The organism is Bifidobacterium primatium (genome assembly GCF_002802875.1).
Classification (GTDB): domain Bacteria; phylum Actinomycetota; class Actinomycetes; order Actinomycetales; family Bifidobacteriaceae; genus Galliscardovia; species Galliscardovia primatium.
Genome location: NZ_PEBI01000001.1, coordinates 716,668 through 740,693, shown reverse-complemented (window position 1 = coordinate 740,693; position 24,026 = coordinate 716,668). Strand labels below are relative to the sequence as shown.

The following is a 24,026-nucleotide window of genomic DNA, read 5'->3' as shown; positions in this document are numbered from 1 at the left end:
AACGGCTATAACGACATTGGCGATTTGCGGCCGGCAGACGGTATCGTAGGTGTTTATGTGCAGACTGTTGGGATACGCGACCTCGGGTGACAATCAGAGCCTCGACGACGTTTTGACGTCCTCGCAGCTTGAGACGTTCCAGCAGATGGCGATCATCCACAACGACGGATGGGGCGCCGCGCTGATCACCGATCCGTCGGAGCCGGCCGGCATCCAGGACGGCGGCGCGCCCACGCCATCGGCCAACGTGAGCATCTACAAGTCCACGTCGTCGGCCTACGCCGACCCCGTGTTCCGCTCCATCGAATGCCAGGGCGCCCGCGGAGGCCTGTACCATCTGCGCCTCGCATCGTCGAACCTGCCGCTGATCATGGAGAACCAGCAGCCGTTCTTCGCCGACGGCGTCTCGTTCATCCACAACGGCGACATCAGCGACCTCAACCAGCGCAACATCGTGCGCGCGCCCAGCAAGCCCGTCTCCGAGCTCGACATGCTGCGCACCGGCGGCAAAAGCGATTCCGCCGTGTATTTCGCGCTCGTGCTGTCCTACTACCACAAGGGTCTCGAACTGCCGGCGGCGGCCCGCGAGGCCATCGCCGACCTGCGCGGCCTGTGCCCGCGCTCGTCGTACAACTGCATGATCCAGACCGGCGACGAATACATCTGCGTGCACGCGGTCGGCAGCCTCAAGCCCGAAAAGGAGATCGAGGAGCTGTATGCGCGCTACGGCCAGGCCGAGCATGCGGCCGACTACCGCCGCATCCGCTACCGCGAGCTTGCGGGCGGCGGCGTGGTGGCCGCCAGCTCCGGTTTCGAGCAGCGCGACCGCGACGGCTGGAAGACCCTGCCGAACAACCACATGATCATCGCGTCCAACCGCACCGGCGAATACCATATCGAGGAGCTGTAGCCGGCGCGCGGTCGCCACAACCGCAGCCGGAGGCCGCCGCTTTCCTATCGCGTCCTATCGATTATTCGTATAGGCGCTCTCACACGTCGTCGAACGATTTGCAGTACGCTCTACACCATGACGATACGAGCCTTTGATTTCGCTCACCAGAGCACCACGGCCAATCCCAAGCACGTGGAGAGCCTGGTCAAGTTCTTCGAATCCGGCATCAAGCAGCCGGACCATTACGGCTTCGGCGTGGAGATCGAGCACCTCCCCATCCGCAAGGACACCGGCAAGGCCGTCACCTACGCCGAACCGCACGGCATCCGCAACGTGCTGCAGGCGCTGACGCAGTACTACGATCCCGCCAACGAATACTACGAGGACGGCCACCTGCTCGGCCTCGGCAAGCCTGGCATCTCGGTCTCGCTCGAACCCGGCGGCCAGATCGAGTGCTCGCTCGGCGTGCTCAAACACGCCGACGACCTCGACGCCCTGTACTCCGAGTTCCGCCGCGACCTCGACCCGATCCTCGACAAGTTCGGCATCCGCCTCGTGAACTTCGGCTATCAGCCGGACACCTCGTACAAGGAGATCGAGATCATCCCCAAGCATCGCTACTACGCGATGCAGAAGTACTTCGGCCGCATCGCACGATTCGGCTTCTGCATGATGCGCGCCTCCGCCTCCACGCAGGTGAGCATCGACTACTTCAGCGAGCAGGACGCCATCGACAAGCTGCGCATCGGCACCGCCATCGGGCCGATCCTCGCATGGTTCTTCCGCAATACGCCGAACTTCGAGAAGGAGCCCAACCCGTATCCGCTGCTGCGCCAGGAGATGTGGGACTGGATCGACCCGCAGCGCACCGGCCAGCTGTGGGGCCTCTACGACGACAACTATGATTGGGAGCACTATGCCGTCGACGTGCTGACCACGCCGGTGTTCATCGCCGACCTCTCGCACACGCCGGAATACACGGGCGACCGTCCGGTGTTCTCCGCTCCGTATGACGACGCCGCCACGCTCTACCCCGACCGCGAGCTCAACCAGGCGGAGATCAACCACATCATCTCCACGCACTTCAACGACGTGCGCCTGAAGAACTTCGTGGAGCTGCGCTCCTGGGATTCGCTGCCGATCGCCCGCGCCCAGCGGCTCACGGAGATCGTGTCGAACCTGTTCTACACGAAGAGCGAATTCGAGGGCCTGCTCTCGTACTTCGACGGACTGACGAACCTCGACGTGCGCGAGGCCAAGGCCGATCTGCAGGCCCACGGCGCCGACGCGCACCCGTACGGCCAGAGCCTCGACTTCTGGCGCGAGTTCCTCCACGCCGAAGGCACGCTCGACAACGAGCCCGGCGACCCGCTGCGCCCCGACTTCTTCCAGGCATAGGGAACGTTCGGGAACTGTCAAACGATACGGAAACGAGGAAGGCCGGTACGGAAATCGTACCGGCCTTCCTCATTGTCGATGTCCGATATCAGACATCAGGCATCGACGAGCACCATGTGGTACTGCTCGGCCATCTCCTTCAGGCCCTTCGGCTCGCCGTAGATGCCGACGAGGTCGCGCATCTTCTGCTCGTTCTCCTTGCCGAACTTGGCGCAGCGCTTGATGGCCTTCGCCGCGGTCACGAAACGCGGCGGTTCCGACTTGCTGTTGAAGTTGTCGGCATACATCACCACCTCCTGCTCGAGGTTCTTCGGCGTGTAGTTGGCCGGCGGCAGCGGCAGATGCTGCTTCTCCACCATCTCCTTCGTGATGCCCACGCCCGTGTGGTTGCGGCAGAACTCGGCGATCTCCTCGTCCACGCCCTCGGCCTTGAGCAGGTCGTAGCCGGCCAGACCGTGCAGGATGTAGCGGTCGCGGTCGAAACTCACCGGCTCGCCGTTCGAACCGTCGTTGTCGATCACCGAATACGTGCCGATGTCGTGCAGCAGCGCGCCGACCACGGTCTTGTCGGTGTTCAGCAGACGCGGGGGGATTCGCGTCGTGTACTGGCGAATCATGTCGTCGCCGAGCGTGCAGCGCTGCACGAACAGATTGTTCTGACGGCGGCAGATCTCACGGGCCATGTTCGCCACGATCATGCAATGACGGTAGACCAGCTCGTACGCCTCCTGCGACGGCGCGTACTTGCGATGCAGTTCATCGATCTCATCAAAATTAGGAATCATACTGTCATCTTACGGCCGCGGCGGCCCGCCGACGGCCGTAAAAGGAGTGATTCGCGGCCATCCATATGTGATGTTCGTTATCATGCCTGCATCCACAGTCGGCTTCCGCTGCCGGCTAGCCGCCTCGCGATATGGGCGATCTTTCAGATTTCTCTCAGGAGTAGCCTAGAAAGGAACAAGCAAACACGCACATACTATGTGCATAGTGATTCGCACGGGGCCGTGGCACCTTGCGCCCGCCGGCCCCGTCCACCAACAGTTGGACTGGAGAAGTAACGCATGTTCGTTCTCAAGAACGCATGGTCCGCAATGGGCCGCCACAAGGCGCGCACCGCATTGCTGGCTCTTACCGCCATCGCGGTGTCATTCGGTTCGGTGGTCGGCCTCTCGATCCTCAACGCCAACACCGTCGCGACCACCACCACATACAACGACCTGAACCCGGCCGTCACCTTCCGCGCCGACCGCGCCCGCATCATCAAGAAGTACGGCGGCGACATCAGCAAGGTCGACTGGACGAAATACCACCTCTCCTGGGCCCAATACTCCGACTACGTGCAGCGTTCCGGCGTATCCATCGCCAACGCCTACTCCGCCGAGACCGCGAAGATCAGCATCAACGGCGTGAAGGCCACGAAAAGCGGCGCCACCCTCGCCATGACCGGCTTCTCCGACGCCACGGCCGCCGGAGCCGCCATCAACGGCAAGTTCACCATCGTCAGCGGCAAGAACATCTCCTACGCCGAAGACACCGCCGGCACCCTGCTCGTGCCCAAGGCGCTCGCCGACGCCAACAAGCTCAAGGCCGGCGACACCCTGAAGATCACCAATCCCAAGGACGCCAGCTACACGCAGTCCATGGTCATCACCGGAATCTACGAGAACGAGGAGGACGTCGACGCCGACGCCACCGGCATCGACCCCGACAACACCATCTACGCCAGCGCCTACACGCTGAGCATGCTCGGCCTCGCATCCACCGGCTCCGAATCCACCGAAAACGACCTCGACGTGTCGATGGTGCTGAACAGCCCCGCCGACTTCTCGAAGTTCGAAAAGGGCGTGCGCAAGGCCGGTCTGAGCAAGGACTTCATCATCGCATCCGCCACCATCGACGACTACAACGCCAAGATCGAGCCGCTGAAGCAGCTGGCCGCCAAGACCAGGCCGGCCGTCATCGCGCTGTTCGTCGTCGGCGCCGTCGTCGCGCTGCTGCTCGTATGGTCGGCCACATCGTCGCGTCTGCGCCTCGAGGACGCCGGATTCCTGCGCGTCATCGGCATATCAAGCGGCCGCGTCGGCTGGCAGTTCGCACTCGAGGCGATGATGCCGATGCTGCTCGGATGGATCATCGGCACGGTCGCCGGAGCATTCTCCGCATCGCCGATCTCGAACAGGCTGGCGACCGCGGCCAACGCCGCGCCGAACGCCGACGTCATCTGGACGATGGTGTGGATCGGACTTGGCGCGCTGCTCGCCACGATCATCGTCTGCGAGATCCGCTCCGCGATGATCCGCCCGCAGTCGATTCTGGCCACACGAATGGAGGAGGCACGATGAGCGACGACAAGAACATTGACGACAAGAACGACGACAAGAAGATCGCAGGAGCCGACGATATCGCCGACGCAGCCACGACGTTCCCCAAGTTCGACATCGTCTACGACGACGCCGTGGAAACGGTCACGTTGACGGGCGCCGACGACATGAACGCCTCCGATGCGGATGCCGGGGCCGACGCTGCGGACGTCGAATCCATCGCCGCCGAATCGGCGGCCGCCGGCGTCGCCAAGGCGGCCGAGAAAGCCGCGGCGTCCGACGACACGGCAACCACGGACGCCGCCGACACCGCGGATGGCGTTGCGGCAGAACATGCCGACGACGGTTCCGATACGGCTGAGTCAGCCGAGGCCGCCGAGGCCGTTGCAAACGCCGATGGCGACGAGGTCGTTGACGGCGTTTCCGACGATTCCGATGCAGAGCCCGCAGCTCCCGTCGAGGTGGTCGAGGCCGAGCATGCGGCCTCGCACATCGACAGCGAGCTCGGCGCCGGCGGCGACTTCGCGTTCCGCAGCTACCCGGTGCTGGCGCTCAAGCACGCCTCCTACGCCCCCGATTCCAAGGGCGGCGACGTGATCCACGACGCCAACATGGAATTCCATGCCCGTCGCCTCTACGCCATCTGGGCGCAGTCCGAGGCCGAGCATGTGGCCATCGGAGGCCTGCTTTCCGGCCTTATGGCCCCGACCTCCGGCAAGGTGATGTTCAAAAGCCAGGAGCTCAACGAACTGACGCCCGCCGAATACCGCGGACACTTCATGGGACTCATCCCGCAGCGCTACGCATTGCGCCCCGACCTGAGCGCCGTGCAGAACCTCGTGCTCACCATGGAGGCGTCGGGCCGCAACTTCCTCAAGGCCAAGCCGATCCTCGCCGCCGAAATGCTGGAGACCGTCGGCTTCCCCGAAGAGAAGAACGACAAGCCCGTACGCGACCTGCTCGAAGTGGAACGCCGCAAGGCGGCCATCGCCCGTGCGCTCATCTGCGAGGCGAACGTGATCGTCATCGACGAGCCGACCGGCCAGCTGGGCGAACAGGCCAGCCACGAGATCATGAAGCTGCTGCGCCGACTGCCCAAGCGCGACGACCACTGCGTCATCATCATCACCGGCGACAAGGCGCTCGCCGAATCGGCCGACCACATGTTCGCGCTGTAGCGAGGCGCTTGCGACGACCGGCGTTGCCGGCTGATCGCATGGTCCGATCGTATGGTCCAATTGTGCGGTCCGATCTGGATTGCAAACGATGCCGTCCGCCCTCCGTTGGGTCGGACGGCATCGTAGTATGTCAGTGGAGGTGAAGCATGACCGAACACAACCATGCGCATACGGCGGGCGACGTGAACGACCCACGTCATTCGCGTCGACTCATCGCCACACTCGGCCTGACCGGCACGGTGTTCATCGCCGAAGTCATCGGCGCCGTACTCACCGGCAGTCTGGCGCTGCTCGTCGACGCCGGCCATATGCTCACCGACATCTCGGTGCTCACGGCATCGACCGTCACCGCCATCCTCATCCGCCGCAAGCCCAACGCCGAACGCACCTGGGGATGGGCGCGGCTCGAGGTCATCACCGCCGCCGGCGGCGCCATCGCCCTGCTGTTCGTCGGGCTGTATGCGCTGGTCGAGGCGATAAGCCGACTGTCCAGCGGCGGCGAGGAGGTGCAGGACCCGGCTCTGCTGCTGTTCTTCGGCATCCTCGGTCTGGCCGCGAACCTCGGTTCGCTGTCCATCCTCATGACCGACCGCGCGGCCAATATGAACATGAGGGCCGCGTTCCTCGAAGTGGCCAACGACGCGCTCGGCTCGGTGGCCGTCGTCATCTCCGCCGTGCTCGTCATGACGACCGGCTGGAACAACTTCGACTCCGTGGCCGGCCTCGTCATCGCCGTCCTGATGATTCCACGCGCCGGCAAGCTCCTGCATTCCAGCATGCGCGTGCTGCTGGAGGAGACCCCGGAAGGACTCGACCTCACCGAAGTACGCGAGCATCTGGAGAACGTCAGCCACGTGGTGGAGGTGCACGACCTGCACGCCAACACCGTGGCCACCGGCATGCCGACGCTGAGCGCCCACGTGGTGGTCGACGCCGACACCATCGGCGACTACGAGGGCATCCTCACCGCGCTGCAGACCTGCGTGCGCGACCATTTCCCCGTCTCCGTGGAACACTCCACGTTCCAGATCGAACCCGAGGGATACAAGAACATCCGCGACGGGGTGTTCCACAAATAGGCGTGCCATAACGTAAAGAAATGTGGCGGTTCCGAAGGCTCCTGGAATCGTTTTAAGCTTGCGGTTGTACCATATGACCCTGTATGTGCGGTGAGACCGCACGCCAAGCCACGAGGTCAAACGAGTACGTGAGGTCCATTTATGTCGACAACTCCCCGTCATAGCACTCCCAAAGGCCATCGGAGTCTGCGGAAGAAGTCGATGCCCAAGCGCGTGGCGCTCAGCGTCGTCATGGTGTTCCTCGGGTTCATCCTCGCCATCGCCGGCGTCTACGGCGTCTCGGCGCTGAAGATGTACCACGAGGCCAACCGCATGATGACCGCCGCCGAAAACCTCGCCAACGCCGCGCTGGGGTGCGGGAGCAAGAAGAGTTTGAGCGACTCCGCCGATGATCTGGTGGATTCGTCCCGAAAGCTTAACGACGAACTCAACAAGCCGCAGTGGACGTTCATTCGCGACCACACCGCCTACGGCAACGACATCACCGCGGCTCGCACGATGCTGCAGTCCATGAACAATCTGGTCGACGGTCCGTTCACCGATATGATGAATCTCTCCAAGAGCCTGTCGGGCTTCTCCATGCAGGACAAAACCGTAGACTTGAGCGCGCTGTCGACCATGCCAAAGATCGTGCATCAGGCACGTGCCGACATCCAGCAGGAGACCAAGACGCTCAAGGCGCTGAAGCAGCCGAAGATTCATCAGGTGGCATCGGCCATCGATGCGGGCACCAACGGCCTGGAGGCCGTGGACAATATGCTCGACAGTTATGACGAGCTGGTGAATCTCTTCCCGGAGCTGCTCGGCGAGAACGGCGAGCGCACGTATCTCGTCGCCGTTCAGAATCCTGCGGAGATTCGTTCCGCCGGAGGTATGGTCGGCACCTATACGGCAGTGACAGCCAACAAGGGCATGGTAACCATCGGTGATTTCGATACCACCGGCGGCTTCCAGAATCCCCCCAAGGCTTTTGATGATCAGGGCGTGGAAGAGGCGCAACTGTACGGCATGCAGGTCTGGAATTGGCCGCAGACGACCACGGTCAACCCCAACTATCCTCGTGCCGCCGTGACCTTCAAGAATCTTTGGCAGTATCAGGACGCCAAGAACAAGAAGCAGAATGTGGCCGGCGTCATCATGGTCGATCCTGTATTTCTGCAGTCCATGGTCGGGGCCACCGGCGATGTCACGCTTGAGGACGGCAAGGTTCTGACCGGTGAGAACACGGTGAGGTTCTTCGAAAAGGATTTGTACATCGAGCATCCGAAGTTCAACGATCAGAACGCATACGTGAGCAAGGCTGCGAAACTGGTGATGAACCATATTCTGCAGAATGCGAAGCCGTCGAATCTGTCGTCGTTGCTCAAGGCGCTCCGCGATACCACGTCGTCGTCGCATCTGAAGATTTGGATGCAGAAGCAGGATGAATTCGATGCGATGGTCCAGACGGGTCTGATTAACGAAAACGCCGCCGGCGAACTGCCCGGCGATGAGACGACGCCGGTCAGCGGCGTGTATCTCAATGAGACCCAGGCCAGCAAGCTCGACTGGTATATGCAGAGCGAGATCAAGGTCACGCGGTCGTGCGATGGCACTGAGGCGGCGTCGAAGGACCGTATTTCCGACAAGGTCGATTATGCCCCGCGTTCCACCGCCATCGGAGCCATAAGCACCAGCGACCTGGGTGACGAATACACGGTCGAGTTCACCATGAAGAACACGCTGACCGCCAAGCAGGTCAAGGACCTTCCTAAGTTCGTGACCGGCAAGGACGATCCGGGGACCATGAGCTACCGCATGTTCATCATGGCGCCGACCAACGGCGAGATCACGTCCATCGCCTTCAATCACGGCGAGTACGGCGGCAGCATGATGATGAACAAGCGTCATTTCGTTTCCGTCAAGATTCCCGTCGAGGCCGGTAAGTCCGTGACAGTGGCTTACACGGTTCGTGTCCCGAAGACCGCGACGAAGGCTCTGGACATCGTCAATACGCCGATTGCCAATGAAAAGGGCATCCAGACCGGTTCGAATGGTGCGGTGACGGATAATTGCGCCGCATCGTCCACTGATACGCAGCAGTCCCAGGATCAGACGCAGTCGGCGACCCCCAGTCAGTCCTCGTCTTCTGCCTCGTCCTCGTCTTCTTCGCCGGCATCGTCCGGCACCGGCTCTTCGAAGAGTGGCTCTTCGAAGAGCGACTCCTCGTCGGATTCCGACCCGCTGTCGTCGCTGAAGTCGTTGAAGGACAATCTTTCCTGCCCTGTCGATATTCGCAAGATGATGGGCTGAGCGAGGAATCTCGCTCCAGCCATCGATTTTCCAGTCTTCATAAGAAAGAGGTGACCGACGCCGATGGTGCAGCATGGCACTGAGCTTCGCATGTTCGTCTCCGCGCATAAGCCCGTGGAATGGGCCATGCCCGATGGATACGAGATGGTCCAGGCCGGAGCGGCCCTGCATCCTCATTTCGCCGAACTGACCGATGACACCGGGGACAACATCTCCGAGCGCAATCCCTCATACTGCGAAATCAGCGTGCTGTATTGGATTTGGAAGAATATCGATGCGTCTCGCGTCGGATTGGTGCAGTATCGCCGGTACTTCTTCCGTAAGCCCTGGCAATGCTCGCTCAAGGCGATTATGGGCCTGCAGGACATCAATGCGATACTCGACAGTCACGATATCGTCGTCGGTCAGCCGATCACCTACCACGAGACGGTGCGGGCGACGTATGAGCGTATGCACCATATCAAGGATATGGACCTCATGCGGGCCTATATCGCCGAGCATGAACCGGACTATATCCCGGCGTATGACGAGGCCATGGGCTCACGCACGACTATCTACTGCAACATGCTGGCGGCGAGGCGCGACGTTCTGGACGCCTACATGACCTGGGTGATGCCACTGCTGGACTACGCATACGAATCCATTGACACGTCGCAATACGATGATTACAACAAGCGTCTCGTCGGTTTCATCGCCGAACGGCTGTTCAATGTCTGGTTGATCAGACACGCCAAGGACTATCGTATTGCCTATCTTCCCTACAACATGCTCGTCATAGGGACGATGAAGGCGTTGAAGAGCTCACTGTTCACCCTCGGCCTGACTATCTGGCGGAAGCTGCGTGGCTGAGATAAATCGTTTCCAGTGTTTTCGCCTGCCTGAGCATGTCGAACCCTGCTTCGGATACGGCCGATTGGCCCTGAGCGCGTTCGTCTCTCGGAGTGTCCTTGGTCTCTAGCATCCGTTGCGCCCATACCATTGCATGGTCGATTGGCAACTGCTGCACATCGGGCAGAATCAGAGACTGCTTATCGATGTCCTCGGCGATCAGACAGGGCAGCCCGGAACACTGCGCCTCCACCAGACTCACCGGCAGCCCCTCATGCAAGGATGGCAGCAGGAAAACATCCATGGCGTTGTAGTACCCGTCTGGCCGAGAGGTATTATCGACCCATATCACGGCATCCACGATGCCGAGTTCCTGTGCCTTGGCATGCAGCTCCGCTTTCAATGGTCCCTCGCCGATGATCAGCAATCGAGCGGAATCATCCCGTTCATGGACGAGCCGGAAGGCATTCAACAGAAATCCCTGGTTCTTCTGTATGGCCAGTCTTCCCACGTTGCCGTACAAACGGTTGCCATCGGTAAGATGCATGTTCGCGCGGAATTCATCACGAGTGGCGGCATTGAAGGCGAATCGCTGCGTATCGACCGCGTTGGGAAGCAGAATGAACGGATGCTTCCCGAACAGAAACGCACCCGCCTGCTGAGAACAGGCGATATTGACGTTCGCATACCGCTTACCCCATGCGATGAGAGGCACGTTGCGCACCGCATGACTGAATGTATCCGCGTATTTGGTCTGATGGCTGTGCAGTATGCGCACGGGTATCCCGGCGCGTTTGGCCTCCCGCAGATACAGGAAGGCGGCGTTCGACATATGGCAGTGAACGGTGTCGTAGTCTTTCCGATTCTGGGCGAAGAAATCTCGTATCCAGCGGTTAAGTTGCGGCAGGGCCTTCGGTGAGAATCCCGGAAGTACGTGAACCGTTCCTCCCAGATTCCGTATCGCGTCGACGTAGGCTGGATGATCCACACGATGTGTGATGACATCGAAGACGAAACGCGTATGGTCGACCGACTTCGCGTAGTTCATCACCACGCTGCTGATGCCATCTCCCGGTTGGAACTGCGGGACGATATGCAGGATTCTGTGCATGGGGTGCTCCTCCGAGTGCGTTGGTGTGCTCCGATGTTCGCGGCTTACCGGATTTATGCAAGTCTCTGCTTCTGCTTTTTCAGCAGTCGGTAGCCGGCTGTACGGATTGATGAAGGCACCAGTCGATATACGGCCCTTATGAGCACATTGCGCAGGAACTGCGCCGGGGTGATGAACCTGTCGTGTAGGAACCGTCGTTGCAGACGAATTTCCGCAATGAGCATGCGCCAGCCGCCGCGACGTTCATATGCGCCTTCGTCCACTCTGTAGAGAACGAGGGGAACGGCAAGGTTGCGTATGCGGTAGTTATGTAGCAGCAGCTGTTCCCACAACAGATAGTCTTCAAAACGTCCCACGCCTTCGGGATAGCCGCCGACCCGCAGCACGGCGCTCTTGCGGAAGACCACACTGGGGTGGTTCAACGGCGATTGAAGCGTGGCATACCTACGTAGTTCCGCTCCTCCGGCAGGGATTCGTCGTATGATTCCACGACGCAGTTCGTCGCCGTGAAACTCCTGGATTGCACTGCCGGCCACATCGTAGGTGCTGTTTGGAGAGACGGCGGTTGCGGAGTCGATGCAGGGAATCATGGTTTCGAAACGGCGCGGCAGGGAGATGTCATCGCTATCGGCCCGAGCGATAAGCTCGTGCGAGCAGTGCTGCAGACCGACATTCAACGCATGGGCGAGACCGCCGTTGTTGGGCAGCGGTACAACGACGACCTCCGGAGCGGGAAGGTCCCGCGATTGAAAGGCCTCGTGCATTGAAGTCTGAAGAGTATCGAGATACTGCTGAATTTCCGTATCGACCGGTCCATCGCGGACGATGACCACCTGATTCGGCGGCAGCGTCTGGTCGATGGTGTTGGATTGCACCGCCCTCTGCAGATTGTGCAGCGAATCGCCATGATACACGGACATCAGCAATGAGAATGGCGAGGGGTCCGAGAACGTATCCCGATTGTCGGATGTCATAACCTGCCTCACCTTATGTGTGTTCATTTCGTCGCTAACGTAACAGCAATATTACCGCAGTCGCTGGGAGAAACCTGAGGCCGTTGTGGGGGTTCGTCGGGATTGATGCTCATTGCGTGGATTATTCTGGATTCCGTAGTCAAACCTTCGCTGAAAGGGGATACCATGCCGATTGCCGCTGCAAAAGTGCTGATCATCACGCAGAACTGGGGTATCGAGGAGACGGAGATGACGCGGCCGTTGCGCGAGCTGCGCGAGGCCGGGGCCGCAGTGACACTGGCCGCATTGACCGCCGACCCGGTGGAGACCGTGCAGCACGACCGCTTCGAAGGCGAGACCGTGACTCCGGACACCACGTATGACGCGGTTTCGGCCGATGACTACGACCTGCTCGTCGTGCCCGGCGGCACCACCAACGTGGACCGTCTGCGCGTGAACCCGGCGGCCATCGCGCTGGCTAAGGCGTTCGCCGCCGCCGGCAAGCCGATCGCCGCGATCTGCCATGGTCCGTGGCTGCTGGTGAACGCCGAGCTGCTGCCCGGCAAGACGCTGACCAGCTGCCGCTACATCGCGGCCGACATCGAAAACGCCGGCGGCAAGCACGTCGACGAGGAAGTTCATGTGGACGACGCCAACGGCTGGCGACTGATTACCTCGCGCAAGCCCGACGACCTGGACGCGTTCATCGACGCCATCAAGCAGACGCTGGGGGAGTAGCGGTTTGTGTGGCCGTTTTGTCCCCGTTAGCGGCGGGTTTTGCGCAAGTATGCGATAAACCCGACGCTAGATAGCCTTCAGTGTCGGGTTTTGCGTATGCGTGCGTAATAACCGCCGTTGGGCGTTGTGCAGTGGCGGTTATTACGTACGGGTGCGCATAACCCGCCACGAGGAAGTCGTGTGGGTCGGGTCTTGCGCATGCGTGCGATAAACCCGACCCGTACACGGTGGGTACGGTACTCCCGCCTACCGCTTCCAGCCGGGGCGGCCGTTGCGCACCGCCCGTGTGCAGACCGACGAACCGCCGACCGGCTTGAGCCCAACGCCGGCCGACGTGCCTGCGGCCGTCAGCTGCGCTTCGGTGAGCATCTCCAAACGCAGCGCCGCGTCGGCCAGTCGCGAAAGGTCGGAGCCGAGCCACCAGCTGATGAGGATGAGCACGTGACCGGCCATGCCGCGCGTGAATCCGGCGTCCGCCAGAGCGTTTTCGGGCAGCCGGTTGACGATGCCGGTCAGCAGGTCACGCATGGCGCGGACGCGAGCGAAGTCGGGACGAACCCGCACTCCGGCGATAAGCTCTGCCGCCGTGTCGAGCAGTTCGGCGAGCTGCCCGGCATCGTCGGCGCCGCTGTAGTCGAGATCTTCGACGACGTAACGCAGCTGGTGGTCCTGTTCGGTTTTGTTGATGTCGGGCTTCGTGCGCTCCACCTCGTCGATGACGAGTGCAGCGATGAGCGCCAGTCCGGTGGGGGAGGCTATGGCGTCCATGAGCAGTTGCAAATCTCGGCCAATGGCACCGCTGAACACGGCGTCGGTGTCGCCGTCGTCGATGATGTTCTGCATAAGTCGATGATAGGAACGCCAGACGTCGTAGCGGACGTCGGACGAGGCAGCGAGCTGCGGCAACCGCAGTGCGGTGTGCACCTGGTGCGGTGCGAAGCGGTTCGTCTGACGGTTGAGATGCAGTCGGAGCCGTATGGCCTGATGGGAACTGTCGCCGGTCAGAACGAACGGCGGCAGTTCCACGCAACGGTCCGTGAACGTCGCCACGGTTGCGGTGTCGTGGTCGCGGAGTCCGCGGACGTGTCCGCGCTTGTCGGGCTGGGGGTACTCCCAACGGGAGCGGACGATGCCGTTCGTTCCCACGTAGGTCTTGAGATATACGGCGCGATTGTCGGTGATGACGAGGCCCGCACCGGTGTCGGCCACGTCGATGGTACGGGAGCTGGCCCGCAGAAGTTCGGAGAGGGAAGAGAGATTGATATCGGTCGTTCGGATATCATTCATCGGCATGAATGCGATACTCCATTCGTTTGTTGTCGGTTATTACTGCCCAGATGTCGTGGAATGAGCGTGGATACACTATTCCCTAGGTATCTGATCGACATGAACAAACGAATGTTCGAAGCGAAATTTATCGCATACGTCCAGACGATACCACAACTGTGATGAAGAACGCACTGAAATACGAAAAAAGGTCCCAGCCGAAGCTGGAACCTTGGTGGCGGAGCGAAATCCCAAGAGCGTTGTGAGGCGGTGGCCGAAGAGATGGAACATGGCACCTTGCCGTTCAATCGGGATGATGGGAACGCCTGTGGGATGCGGATGGAGCTCTGGTCGCGCGGCTGAGCCGTTGACTCTAGACGAGGTCGTTAGCTGCCGGCTTCTCGGTGACGACCGAAACGGATGGACTTTCCACGCGCGGGTGGGTGGGCACTTGCGGAGATCGCTCTTGTTCAGGGTGAGGTAGGACTTTCCACGCGCGGGTGGGCGGGCATTGTGATACAAGGCCTCAGTTCATCATTGGTCGCAGGGGTGGTCGCAGATGTGGTCGATGAGGGCGTTGATGTGGATGCGCATGACGTCCATGATGTCCACCGGCAGGCCGATGCCGTCGAACGCCAATGGCAGTTCCGTGCAGCCCAGCACGATCGCCTCGGCATGCTCCCGTTCGGCCAGGCGAGCGGCGATGTCTCGCAGCGCCTTCCGGGTCGCCGGTCTGACGATGCCGTATTCCAATTCCGTTTCGATTGCCTTGGCTATGTACCGCTTGTCCTCATCGTCCGGTGTGACGACGTCGATGCCATGCGCCTGGAACGGCCGCTGGAAGAAATCGCCGTCCATGGTCGGACCGGTGCCCATCAGGGCGACTCGATCGTAATGCCGGTCAACCGCGTACTGGCAGGACGTGTCCAGCATGCTGATGATCGGGATGGGCGAGCATCGTGCCACCTCGTCGAACACCACATGCGGCGTGATGCCCGTGAACGCGGCGAACTCGGCCCCCGCGGCGGCGAGATTGGCGATTCCATGGGTCAGGTAATCGGCGAGCCCGTCATAGTCTGCGCGTCTGCAGAAGTCCAGCACCTCGAACACATCCAGGCTCTCGATGCTCAGATGAGGGAACCGGTCGCGCCCCAAGCGCCTGCGCACCCCGTCGGTGATCTCCTTGTAGTAGATGATCGTGGATTCCGGCCCGGTCCCGCCGATCAGTCCCAACTTCCTCATGGTCGATTCCTTCCCGTGCCCTTACACTTCAGCGTGACTTGATGATTCCCGTGTCGCCGGCCATGTAGTCGCGTAGGACGACCGCGTGATTGGCCAGCGGATTCTTGGCCGCATACAGGAGCGTGACGGTTTCATGGGTCATGATGATGTCGCGCAGAGACGCGACCGTCTCTACGTTGGCGTCCAGTTCCTCACGGTACCGTTCGGCGAACTCCGCAAAGCGCGCCGGATCGTGTCCGAACCATTTGCGCAGTCCGGGCGACGGCGCGATGTCCTTTAGCCACAGGTCAAGGGCGGTGCGTTCCCGGCTCATGCCGCGCGGCCACAGCCGGTCCACCAGAATCCTGCAGCCGTCATCGGGTTCCGGCTCGTCATAGATACGTTTCACCATGATGCTCATGCCCACCATCATCGGACTGCGGGGCGGGCAAGTCAATCGATGCGGGACGTTCGAAAACCGGTCCCGTCGTTCATGGTTCCAAGGCCGTCGCTCCATATGCTCTATATGACGGACGCGGTTGCCATCCACTAATTGGCTGGGGTCTGCTCATCGTTGTCGTCGCCATCGGTCGGGCAGAATGGTGCCGATGGAGAACATTTCTTACTGTTGATTCCGGATGTCCGTCGTCATGACCCCCAACGAAGCAGGAAATCCAAGCTCGTCAGACGAACACCAGCTGGACGAGCACCATATACATGATGGTTCCGCCGGCGACGGACACCAGCATGCTGTGACGCCACCGGTGCAGCAACACGATCACAAGGATTGCGATCGCCTCGGGTATCCCGTGGAATCCGGAAAACGGCGACACGTCCTTAAGCGCGTATACCACCAGCAGACCGGTCATCGCATGCGGCAGCACCCCGCCGAGGTAGGTCACCGTCCTGGGTGGGTGACGCGAATCAGGGAACAGCACGAACGGCAGGAATCGAGTAAGCATGGTGCCCAGCGAGACCGCCGCGATGGTCGCAACGGCCTGCCACGTGGTCATAGCCATCATTGTTCCTCCCCATTCTGGATGCCGTGCTCATCGTCCACGTCTTCCAATCTCGTACGCAATATCAGGAATGCCACCAGCATCAGTACCATGGCCGGAATCATGAACCGATCCGGGCCGAACAGCATCAGACAAGTCGTAGGCACCAGCAGCCCGACCAACGCGGGCACATGGGGCCACGCCGAATCCACGAAATTCACAATCGCCGAGTGCGAGCGGCTTCTGCCGGCTCCCTTCCGATTCCGATCGTCATCCCACTGCTCAAGAAGAATCGACAGGAACAAGGCGGCGAGCACGAACTCGATGCCCTTGGTGTCGAACGGCAGCACGCCGCCGGCCAGCCAGCCCACGGCTATTCCGCCAAACCAGTAGGAACGGCAAAGCGCCGAGACGAACATCATGAACCATCCTCGGTCGACAGATGTCGGAATGTGGACGCTGGAATCGATGGCGAACGTCTCGTCGATCATCGTGAAGATCAGGTACGGTTTCTTCCAGCCCAGTCCGCGGAATTTGTCCAACATAGACAGGCCGTAGAACAGATGACGCGCGTTGACCATGATTGCCAACAGGAACGCGGCCCACGGGGCGAACGGGGACAGCAGCAGATTCACGGTGACGAATTCCATCGACCCGGCGAAAATGACGTAGCCCATGGCTAGCGGATACACAATCGGGAATCCCTTGGCATGCATGAGCAGTCCGTAGGATCCGCCGAAAAACAGAAAACCCGCGGCGATCGGCAGCGTGGGCGGCAATGCGGTCCGGAACGTCGTACGCAACAACGTCATATCGGGGAGATCCTTTCCTTCATTGATGTTCCCGTGCATGTGTCGAACAATCCAACTGCGCTGGACGTATCCGATGGCGGCCATCGTATGGCGGACATATACGATAAGTACAATCAAATCCGCTAATGGACACATGAGCGATGCTTATGCAACGTCTATGATGAACAACTATGGACAACCGATATCTCGCCCTGCAGCACATCGTCGAATATGGCAGCTTCTCCGCGGCCGCCGACGAACTGCGATGCAGCCAATCAGCCGTCAGCCAGATGATCGCCTCGCTGGAAAAGGAGCTCGACGTCATCCTGCTCAACCGGCAGCGCGGCGGATGCACGCTCACCGAGGAGGGGCGCCAGCTCTACCCGCTCATCGAACGCTATGTGGAGGACGGTCTGCGCATCCGCGAACGGGCCGACGAAATCCTCGGCCTTGATGTCGGTGTGATTCGCATGGGCACCATCGCCAGCATCTCCGCCCACTGGCTGCCCAGGCTCATCAGCGGATTCCAGCAACGTTATCCGAACGTGCGGTTCGTCCTGCATCAAGGCGACTACACCACCATCCAGGAATGGATCCACAACGGCACCATCGACTTCGGGTTCATCAACCCCGCCGCCGCGCGCGACGTGCGGACCATCGCCATCAAACGGGGCTCCATGCTCGCCGTCTTGCCCCAAGGCCATTCGCTCGCTGTACTCGACCGGGTGCCGTTGGCCGCGCTCGCCAAGGAACCCATGATTCTGCTGGAGGAGGGCCATTATTCCGAGCCGTTGGAGGCGTTTGCGTCGATCGGACTCAAACCGAATGTGCGACTGCGCATCCACGACGACTACTCGATCATGACCATGATTGAGGCCGGATTGGGCTTCAGCATCCTCGCCGAACTCATCCTCCACCGCACCAGCACCAACTACCGGCTCGTTCTGCGCCCCACCGACCCTCCCGTGGAACGCACCATCGCCATCGCCTACGCCGACCGCGACAGACTCCCCCTCGCGGCCAGACGATTCATCGAACATCTGCGAAGCAACATCGACGCATTGCCCTGAATTGGTCCGGGTTCGGAGGATGGTATGAAAAAGCCCTTTTCCTTTGGGTGGGAAAAGGGCGATGGCGGAGGATACGAGATTCGAACTCGTGAGGGCTTGCACCCAACACGCTTTCCAAGCGTGCGCCATAGACCACTAGGCGAATCCTCCACTGCACAGAAACGTCGTAACCGACGAATTCAGGCAACTCGAAAAGAATAGCATGCGATTTGCGAAATGCCAACGTGGCGTGTCTTCGGCGTGTCGCACGGGAAGAGAGAGGTCCACTCTTTTTGAAGACTCGCAAAGAATGAACGGCGTTCTGTTCGAATGAACGAGGATTCGACGGGAGCCGCAGACCTTGCGGACATGTACGCGCGATATTGTGCGTTCTCCGTTCACTCTTTAGGCATAGACCCAAAGAGTGAACGAAGAACGGCAGAAGCGGTGCGACGGCGACCGTGCGCGACGGCTACCATATGCGACGTGCCATACGTGGCAGATACCGTATGCGATGGCTATTGCACGTGGCCGCTATCGCACGTGGCAGCTGCCGCGTGCGACAGTTCAACTACCGCAGCTCGCGATTCGCGAGCTCCTGCGCCTCGTCGTAGTTCGGGCATTCGGGGTCGCCGCCGAGATTCTCGCCGGCGCGCTCCACCGCCAGCGCCGACGCCGCATTGGCGATGCGCACGGCCTCCACCAGCGACGCACCGCGCGCCAGCATCGCGCACAGCGCGCCCGTATGGCAGCTGCCCGCCGACTGCATATGCACCGCCTTCACCACATGACCCGGCACGTGGACCGGCTCGGTGTCGGTGCCGCCGTCAGCATCCGGTTCCCACACCCATGCCCCGGTCGCTCCGGTGCGGATGATCAGCGGTGCCTTGAGAATCTCGCCCAGCAGCCTGCACAATTCCGGCATCGCCGCATCCGTGTTGCCGTTCACCGTGATCGGCTCCGGCTCGGTGATGGCCGCGCCCAGACGATGCGCGATGATGCGCGCCTCCTGCTTGTTGCACGACCAGATGGGTCTGTCGAGCACCAGCGTCTCCAGCAGCGCCTCGTTCACATGCTGCATCAGCGCGCCCGTGGGGTTGAACACCATCTGATACCGACGAGACCGGTTGGGGCCGCTGCCGCCTGCCTCCGCCGAGCCTCCGTCTTCCGCGTCCACGGCGGTGCCGAGGCCCTCGGAAGAGCGTCCGAGCGAATAGTCGCTCCAGTGCTCGTCCTCGCGACGCAGGAACGCATACACGGCGCTCGCCGTGCGGTTCGTCAGCGTATTGCCGCTGATATGCACCACGTCATGCGATTTCGGATGAATCATGTCGAATGCATCGGCGTTGCCATGCGCTTCGGCGCCGAACGTGGCGATCAGCGTCTTGCGGCTTCCACCGTCGCTGAGCAGCACGCGGAAGCCGGAATCCTCGTCCAGGCGGTCCAGCCCGGTGTGCGTGATTCCCTCAAGCGCCATCGCGTCGCGGATTATGGACCCCCATGTGCCGTTGCCCACGATTCCCGCATGCTCCGCCCGCACGCCCATACGGCTCGCGGCCTTGAGCAACGCGAATCCGCCGCCGACCTCGATGTTGTGCCGGCCTGCATACGCGTACCCGCCCGGATGGGGGATTGCATTCACCCCCATGTTGATGTTGACGAAGATCTCGCTCAGCGAGATCACTGAGCCGGCATCGGCTGCGTTCGGATGGGACATGATTCCTCCTTCGGATCATTCAGGCTCGGGCGGTGTGATGGATTGTGGCTTCCTTTCCCGTCGTCGGTTCATTGGCATCACAAGATCGTTCAGACTCGACGATTCCGCGTGCATCGATTCCCGCGTGCCGTTCCCGCATCGTTGCGCGGCCGCGAAAATCCAATGATTCCCGGCGTTCGTCGCCGGAATTCAGCGGAATCGGGGGAGAGAAAACAAACTGTATGACGTGTCCTATTGATTTCCTTCGCCTGTTTTGATTCTACCTTCGGGGGTAACGAAGTCAATCAACATCACGGACGATTGTGGCGGATTGCCGAAGCGCCGCTCGCCAATGTTCATCAACGCTCGCCAAGCATCGTTCATCAACAAATGCCGTACGCGGACAAAGGACGGTTTGCGCTCGCCTCTTGTGCCTTGCACTACTATCATGGCAAAAGTGGGCCTTCGCCGGACGTCCTTCGTTCGGCCGCGAGGGCCGGAATGTGTTCAAGAAAGGTTTTGCAATGAAGATTGCCGTTGCCGGAACCGGCTATGTCGGCCTGTCCGTGGCGCTGCTGCTGTCGCAGCACAATGAGGTGCACGCGCTCGATATCGTCCCCGAGAAGGTCGAGCTGCTCAATAATGGCAAGAGCCCGATCGTCGACAAGGAGATCACGGAGTTCCTGGACGGCAACACCTCGGGCGAGCGTCCGCTGAACTTCACCGCCACGCTCGACGCCAAGCAGGCGTACACGGGCGCCGAGTTCGCCGTCGTCGCCACGCCGACGAACTACGATCCGCAGAAGAACTATTTCGACACGTCCAGCGTCGAGGCCGCCATCGCCGCCATCCGCGAGGTTGATCCGACGGCGTGGATCATCATCAAGTCCACGATTCCGGTGGGCTACACGCAGCAGCTGCGTGAGAAGCTCGGCGACAAGCGCATCCTCTTCTCCCCGGAGTTCCTGCGTGAAGGCCACGCCCTCTACGACAACCTGCATCCGTCGCGCATCGTCGCCGGCGCCCCGCAGGACGATCCGGAGGCCGTCGAGGCCGCGAAGAAGTTCGTGAGCCTGCTTGCACAGGGCGCCGCCGAAGGCGAGTCCGAGCGCGTCAACCCCGACGGCTCCAAGGGCATTCCGGAGCTCGTGGTCGGCACCACCGAGGCCGAGGCCATCAAGCTGTTCGCCAACACGTACCTGGCGCTGCGCGTCGCCTACTTCAACGAGCTCGACACCTACGCCGAAAGCCGCGGCCTGTCCACCCGCGAGATCATCGACGGCGTGTGCCTCGATCCGCGCATCCGCAACGACTACAACAACCCGAGCTTCGGCTACGGCGGCTACTGCCTGCCGAAGGACACCAAGCAGCTGCTCGCCAACTACTCCGACGTGCCGCAGAACCTCATCGGCGCGATCGTCGACGCCAACCGCACGCGCAAGGACTTCATCGCCACCGAGATCGAGGAGCGAGTCAAGGGCGTGAAGAAGCCGGTCGTCGGCGTGTACCGCCTGACCATGAAGTCCGGTTCCGACAACTTCCGCCAGTCCGCCATCCAGGGCGTGATGAAGCGTATCAAATCCCGCGGCATCGAAGTCGTCGTCTACGAGCCCACGCTCAACGACCCCGACTTCTTCGGCAGCGAGGTCACCCACGACCTCGAGTCCTTCAAGCAGCGCGCCGACGTCATCGTCGCTAACCGCTGGAACGCCGACCTCGCCGACGTTGAGGACAAGGTCTACACCCGCGACCTCTTCAAGCGCGACTAGTAGCGATTAGTTCCATCAGTCGTGTCAGTCGCGTTTGATTGGCGTTGATTTCGATTGATTACGAAGGACGGGACCGTATTTTCCTGATTTTTGCGGTCCTGTCCTTCGTCATGTAATGGCGCGGATTTAAGAAACGTTGCAATTCCAACGTTTTCGATTCTTGCATATCTATTTTCCGATGGACTGCGTTGCATTTTTGAGATTATGCATCGGAATCCATCAATTCGAGCCAAGCGCTCATGGATTGGATTGCGTTATCGTCGTTGTGCAACGCAATCCATTGCCATGATGGCGATTTCTTTGCCGGGAATAAAAGGGTTTGCCATTCTGTGTCATATGCCGTGACGTATTCTGTATATCGGTGATTGCATGACGTTGCGCAACGTCATGGTGGAAGTGGAAGAATCGACAAGCGAGGTTCAGCGGTGGCGTCTCTTACCCAGGTTGCGAAGAAGGCGGGGGTCTCTCCTTCGACCGTCTCCCGCTATGTCAAGGGGCATCTGAGCATCAAGGCCGAAACCGCCACGAAGATTCAGCAGGCCGCACAGTCGCTCGGTTACGATTTGTCGGCACAGGTTCCCGAAAGCGATACGATTGCGCTGATTGTGCCTGAACTCACCAATCCGTTCTACTCCGCATTGAGTGCTGCTCTTGCCGCCAGTGCGCAGGCCGAGGGGCGGATTCTTGAGGTCATGGTTTCGGGGCGGCAGGCGAGCCATGAGCTCAGGCTCGTGGAGCATGTGGTGAATTCCGGTCGCTTTGATGGGCTGATCTATGCCGGCATGCATCGCACGAATCGTGCGTTGAATCATCTTGCTTCGATTCCGACCAAGCTTGTGCTGCTCGACGAGGATGTGACCATCCCGGCCTTGTCCCATCCCAATACGGTGACCGTGGATAATTTTGCCGGTGCCTATCAGGCGACGTCGTACCTGATCTCACTGGGCCATCGCCGCATCGCCCATATTTCCGGTCCGGCCATGTTAAGCACGGCGTCAGAGCGTTTGCGGGGATATAGGGCCGCATTGGAGAACGCCGGCATTCCGTTCGACTCATCGTTGCTGTACTCGGGGCCGTATACCGAGGAATACGGTGCGAGCGTCTTTCCGTATCTGCTGCAGCATGACGACCGACCGACGGCGGTGTTCGCCGGTTCGGACATCGTGGCAATCGGTGTGCTTTCGGTGTGCCGCCAGTATGGCATCCGTATTCCGGAGGATTTGTCGATTATCGGCTGCGATGGCATCGATATCGGCAAATGGCTGCGTCCGAGTCTGACGACGTTGGTTCAGCCGGTCGAGGACATGGCGGATTGTGCAATCGGTTTGCTGACGCAGGGCGAGGCTGGTGTCGGCTCTTCAATGTCGAAAGGCGCGAATGTCAAGCTGCCGCTTTCGCTGACCATTCGTGAATCCGTGGCCGCTCCGCGTGCGTGAATATGTCGCCATATGGTCCGCTTTGATGATTGCGGGACCATAGCGGCGTGTGCTGATGGTGCCGGATCGGCTTTCGGATTTCTCTTTGCGTCATTATGACGCGATATGTCTTTGATAAAACGTTGCGCAATGAAATTGCGTGATTAAAAACAATGTTACGTGCGTGTTGCGTCAATTTAGGGGTAGACTGCATAGTAATCGATGCGCACCGTAGCGCAACGTTTTATGAAGGAGGATGCATTGGCAAACGTACTACTGGCTGGGGAATCGTGGGTGAGTGACGTCGTCGACCACAAGGGTTTCGATCATTTCCCCCATACGCAAGTGCATATCGGCTGCGCAAAACTTCTGAAGGCGTTGCGCAATGCAGGCCATGCGGTGACGCATATGCGTTCCCACGATGTATCGACTGATTTTCCCAATACGCTTGATGAGCTCAACACCTATGACGTGTTGATTCTGTCTGACGTCGGTGCCAACACGCTGCTGCTCTCGCCCGAGGTCTTCGAGGAGGGGCGTCGTATGCCCAACCGTCTCAAGCTGATTCGGGAGTGGGTCCGTGGCGGAGGCGGACTGCTTATGGCCGGCGGATACCTGTCGTTCCAAGGATTCCAAGGTATGGCCAACTATGCGGGAACGCCTGTCGAAGAAGCGCTTCCGGTGAGGATCTCGCACTGGGATGATCGTGTGGAGGCCCCGGAGGGTGTGGAGCCCGAACTCACCGATGCTGCACATCCAATTACCGACGGTTTGGATCGAATCTGGCCGTTCGTGCTGGGATATCAGAAGTTGGAGGCTGATGCCGACGCTCAGGTGTTGGCGACGGTTGAAGGCAGCCCGATGCTGGTGGCGAAGTCCTTCGGCGAAGGCCGGTCCGTTGCGTTCGCCTCCGACATCTCGCCTCACTGGGCACCGGAGGAGTTCATGAACTGGCCTGGTTACCAGCGTCTGTTCGACAACATCGTCACATGGCTGGCACAGGAATGAACGGCGGAAATCGAGGCATG

At 60.6% G+C, this 24,026-nt stretch carries 21 protein-coding genes and 1 tRNA gene; 12 read left to right on the top strand and 10 right to left on the bottom strand.

The genetic code is table 11. The annotated features are described in order from the left end of the window. Nucleotides 1–55 precede the first annotated feature (55 nt). Both CS006_RS02850 and CS006_RS02845 read left to right on the top strand, forming a co-directional pair. Nucleotides 56–910, top strand: a complete 855-nt coding sequence (locus CS006_RS02850) for a class II glutamine amidotransferase (RefSeq protein WP_100510240.1) — start codon at nucleotides 56–58, stop codon at nucleotides 908–910. 117 nt (nucleotides 911–1,027) lie between these two features. Continuing rightward, entirely contained in the window at nucleotides 1,028–2,290 is a 1,263-nt protein-coding gene (locus CS006_RS02845) for a glutamate-cysteine ligase family protein (protein WP_100510239.1), read from the top strand. 95 nt (nucleotides 2,291–2,385) lie between these two features. Here CS006_RS02845 and CS006_RS02840 read toward each other — a convergent pair whose 3' ends face one another. Continuing rightward, complete coding sequence (locus CS006_RS02840) at nucleotides 2,386–3,075, bottom strand: HD domain-containing protein (RefSeq protein WP_100510238.1); 690 nt, start codon at nucleotides 3,073–3,075, stop codon at nucleotides 2,386–2,388. 279 nt (nucleotides 3,076–3,354) lie between these two features. Here CS006_RS02840 and CS006_RS02835 point away from each other — a divergent pair, with 279 nt between their 5' ends. From CS006_RS02835 to CS006_RS02815, 5 genes are all read left to right on the top strand, one after another. Beyond that, on the top strand, nucleotides 3,355–4,635 hold the full coding sequence (locus CS006_RS02835) for an FtsX-like permease family protein (RefSeq protein ID WP_100510237.1): 1,281 nt from the start codon (nucleotides 3,355–3,357) through the stop codon (nucleotides 4,633–4,635). Beyond that, nucleotides 4,632–5,792, top strand: a complete 1,161-nt coding sequence (locus tag CS006_RS02830) for an ATP-binding cassette domain-containing protein (protein WP_100510236.1) — start codon at nucleotides 4,632–4,634, stop codon at nucleotides 5,790–5,792. The genes CS006_RS02835 and CS006_RS02830 overlap by 4 nt, the downstream gene beginning before the upstream one ends. A 146-nt stretch (nucleotides 5,793–5,938) precedes the next feature. Then, nucleotides 5,939–6,871 (top strand): cation diffusion facilitator family transporter, encoded by a 933-nt coding sequence (locus CS006_RS02825; protein ID WP_100510235.1) that lies wholly within the window; start codon nucleotides 5,939–5,941, stop codon nucleotides 6,869–6,871. Between the two features lie 201 nt (nucleotides 6,872–7,072). Next, a complete protein-coding gene (locus CS006_RS02820; protein WP_243386626.1) occupies nucleotides 7,073–9,163 on the top strand; it encodes a DUF4012 domain-containing protein in 2,091 nt (696 codons plus the stop codon). Between the two features lie 63 nt (nucleotides 9,164–9,226). Then, nucleotides 9,227–10,012: a DUF4422 domain-containing protein gene (locus tag CS006_RS02815; RefSeq protein ID WP_100510233.1), complete on the top strand. Its 786-nt coding sequence runs from the start codon at nucleotides 9,227–9,229 to the stop codon at nucleotides 10,010–10,012. Here the strand turns inward: CS006_RS02815 and CS006_RS02810 are convergent. Together CS006_RS02810 and CS006_RS02805 are read right to left on the bottom strand one after the other, a co-directional pair. Then, the gene (locus tag CS006_RS02810; RefSeq protein ID WP_100510232.1) at nucleotides 9,987–11,102 is read right to left on the bottom strand and encodes a glycosyltransferase; all 1,116 of its coding nucleotides are present in this window, start codon (nucleotides 11,100–11,102) and stop codon (nucleotides 9,987–9,989) included. The genes CS006_RS02815 and CS006_RS02810 overlap by 26 nt on opposite strands. 53 nt (nucleotides 11,103–11,155) lie before the next feature. Then, nucleotides 11,156–12,076, bottom strand: coding sequence for a glycosyltransferase (locus CS006_RS02805; protein ID WP_243386624.1), 921 nt, complete (start codon nucleotides 12,074–12,076; stop codon nucleotides 11,156–11,158). A 165-nt stretch (nucleotides 12,077–12,241) separates the two neighbouring features. On the opposite strand from CS006_RS02805, the gene CS006_RS02800 reads away from it, so the two are divergent. Beyond that, a complete protein-coding gene (locus CS006_RS02800; RefSeq protein WP_100510231.1) occupies nucleotides 12,242–12,793 on the top strand; it encodes a DJ-1/PfpI/YhbO family deglycase/protease in 552 nt (183 codons plus the stop codon). Nucleotides 12,794–13,039: 246 nt separating this feature from the next. Here the strand turns inward: CS006_RS02800 and CS006_RS02795 are convergent, their stop codons facing one another. The 5 genes from CS006_RS02795 to CS006_RS02775 all read right to left on the bottom strand — a co-directional run bounded on the left by CS006_RS02795 (nucleotide 13,040) and on the right by CS006_RS02775 (nucleotide 17,090). Beyond that, nucleotides 13,040–14,086, bottom strand: coding sequence for a hypothetical protein (locus CS006_RS02795; RefSeq protein ID WP_100510230.1), 1,047 nt, complete (start codon nucleotides 14,084–14,086; stop codon nucleotides 13,040–13,042). Nucleotides 14,087–14,593: 507 nt separating this feature from the next. Continuing rightward, nucleotides 14,594–15,301 carry an aspartate/glutamate racemase family protein gene (locus tag CS006_RS02790; protein WP_100510229.1) on the bottom strand — a complete coding sequence of 236 codons (708 nt, stop codon included), beginning with the start codon at nucleotides 15,299–15,301 and terminating at the stop codon, nucleotides 14,594–14,596. Between the two features lie 28 nt (nucleotides 15,302–15,329). Further along, entirely contained in the window at nucleotides 15,330–15,701 is a 372-nt protein-coding gene (locus CS006_RS02785; RefSeq protein ID WP_165777193.1) for a DUF488 domain-containing protein, read from the bottom strand. Between the two features lie 262 nt (nucleotides 15,702–15,963). Continuing rightward, entirely contained in the window at nucleotides 15,964–16,299 is a 336-nt protein-coding gene (locus CS006_RS02780) for a branched-chain amino acid transporter permease (protein WP_100510228.1), read from the bottom strand. After that, nucleotides 16,299–17,090, bottom strand: coding sequence for an AzlC family ABC transporter permease (locus tag CS006_RS02775; protein WP_165777192.1), 792 nt, complete (start codon nucleotides 17,088–17,090; stop codon nucleotides 16,299–16,301). The genes CS006_RS02780 and CS006_RS02775 overlap by 1 nt, the downstream gene beginning before the upstream one ends. A gap of 170 nt (nucleotides 17,091–17,260) precedes the next feature. Here CS006_RS02775 and CS006_RS02770 point away from each other — a divergent pair, with 170 nt between their 5' ends. Then, nucleotides 17,261–18,139 (top strand): LysR family transcriptional regulator, encoded by an 879-nt coding sequence (locus CS006_RS02770; RefSeq protein WP_100510227.1) that lies wholly within the window; start codon nucleotides 17,261–17,263, stop codon nucleotides 18,137–18,139. 62 nt (nucleotides 18,140–18,201) lie between these two features. On the opposite strand, the gene CS006_RS02765 is transcribed toward CS006_RS02770, so the two are convergent. After that, nucleotides 18,202–18,289 (bottom strand) — tRNA-Ser (locus CS006_RS02765). A gap of 400 nt (nucleotides 18,290–18,689) precedes the next feature. Next, nucleotides 18,690–19,835 carry a PfkB family carbohydrate kinase gene (locus CS006_RS02760; RefSeq protein ID WP_100510226.1) on the bottom strand — a complete coding sequence of 382 codons (1,146 nt, stop codon included), beginning with the start codon at nucleotides 19,833–19,835 and terminating at the stop codon, nucleotides 18,690–18,692. Between the two features lie 503 nt (nucleotides 19,836–20,338). Here CS006_RS02760 and CS006_RS02755 point away from each other — a divergent pair. From CS006_RS02755 to CS006_RS02745, 3 genes are all read left to right on the top strand, one after another. Further along, the gene (locus tag CS006_RS02755; protein ID WP_100510225.1) at nucleotides 20,339–21,583 is read left to right on the top strand and encodes a nucleotide sugar dehydrogenase; all 1,245 of its coding nucleotides are present in this window, start codon (nucleotides 20,339–20,341) and stop codon (nucleotides 21,581–21,583) included. 425 nt (nucleotides 21,584–22,008) lie between these two features. Next, nucleotides 22,009–23,019 (top strand): LacI family DNA-binding transcriptional regulator, encoded by a 1,011-nt coding sequence (locus CS006_RS02750; RefSeq protein WP_165777191.1) that lies wholly within the window; start codon nucleotides 22,009–22,011, stop codon nucleotides 23,017–23,019. A 240-nt stretch (nucleotides 23,020–23,259) separates the two neighbouring features. Next, complete coding sequence (locus CS006_RS02745; RefSeq protein WP_100510223.1) at nucleotides 23,260–24,006, top strand: glutamine amidotransferase; 747 nt, start codon at nucleotides 23,260–23,262, stop codon at nucleotides 24,004–24,006. The last annotated feature ends 20 nt before the right edge of the window (nucleotides 24,007–24,026 follow it).

Excerpts from the sequence above, each read along its gene's own strand:
- CS006_RS02835 (WP_100510237.1), top strand. The coding sequence starts at position 3,355 with ATGTTCGTTCTCAAGAACGCATGGTCCGCAATGGGCCGCCACAAGGCG.
- CS006_RS02775 (WP_165777192.1), bottom strand. The coding sequence starts at position 17,090 with ATGACGTTGTTGCGTACGACGTTCCGGACCGCATTGCCGCCCACGCTG.
- CS006_RS02770 (WP_100510227.1), top strand. The coding sequence starts at position 17,261 with ATGGACAACCGATATCTCGCCCTGCAGCACATCGTCGAATATGGCAGC.
- CS006_RS02795 (WP_100510230.1), bottom strand. The coding sequence starts at position 14,086 with ATGCCGATGAATGATATCCGAACGACCGATATCAATCTCTCTTCCCTC.
- CS006_RS02755 (WP_100510225.1), top strand. The coding sequence starts at position 20,339 with ATGAAGATTGCCGTTGCCGGAACCGGCTATGTCGGCCTGTCCGTGGCG.
- CS006_RS02805 (WP_243386624.1), bottom strand. The coding sequence starts at position 12,076 with ATGACATCCGACAATCGGGATACGTTCTCGGACCCCTCGCCATTCTCA.
- CS006_RS02845 (WP_100510239.1), top strand. The coding sequence starts at position 1,028 with ATGACGATACGAGCCTTTGATTTCGCTCACCAGAGCACCACGGCCAAT.
- CS006_RS02825 (WP_100510235.1), top strand. The coding sequence starts at position 5,939 with ATGACCGAACACAACCATGCGCATACGGCGGGCGACGTGAACGACCCA.
- CS006_RS02790 (WP_100510229.1), bottom strand. The coding sequence starts at position 15,301 with ATGAGGAAGTTGGGACTGATCGGCGGGACCGGGCCGGAATCCACGATC.
- CS006_RS02850 (WP_100510240.1), top strand. The coding sequence starts at position 56 with ATGTGCAGACTGTTGGGATACGCGACCTCGGGTGACAATCAGAGCCTC.
- CS006_RS02780 (WP_100510228.1), bottom strand. The coding sequence starts at position 16,299 with ATGGCTATGACCACGTGGCAGGCCGTTGCGACCATCGCGGCGGTCTCG.
- CS006_RS02840 (WP_100510238.1), bottom strand. The coding sequence starts at position 3,075 with ATGATTCCTAATTTTGATGAGATCGATGAACTGCATCGCAAGTACGCG.
- CS006_RS02785 (WP_165777193.1), bottom strand. The coding sequence starts at position 15,701 with ATGAGCATCATGGTGAAACGTATCTATGACGAGCCGGAACCCGATGAC.
- CS006_RS02800 (WP_100510231.1), top strand. The coding sequence starts at position 12,242 with ATGCCGATTGCCGCTGCAAAAGTGCTGATCATCACGCAGAACTGGGGT.
- CS006_RS02815 (WP_100510233.1), top strand. The coding sequence starts at position 9,227 with ATGGTGCAGCATGGCACTGAGCTTCGCATGTTCGTCTCCGCGCATAAG.
- CS006_RS02810 (WP_100510232.1), bottom strand. The coding sequence starts at position 11,102 with ATGCACAGAATCCTGCATATCGTCCCGCAGTTCCAACCGGGAGATGGC.
- CS006_RS02760 (WP_100510226.1), bottom strand. The coding sequence starts at position 19,835 with ATGTCCCATCCGAACGCAGCCGATGCCGGCTCAGTGATCTCGCTGAGC.
- CS006_RS02820 (WP_243386626.1), top strand. The coding sequence starts at position 7,073 with ATGCCCAAGCGCGTGGCGCTCAGCGTCGTCATGGTGTTCCTCGGGTTC.
- CS006_RS02830 (WP_100510236.1), top strand. The coding sequence starts at position 4,632 with ATGAGCGACGACAAGAACATTGACGACAAGAACGACGACAAGAAGATC.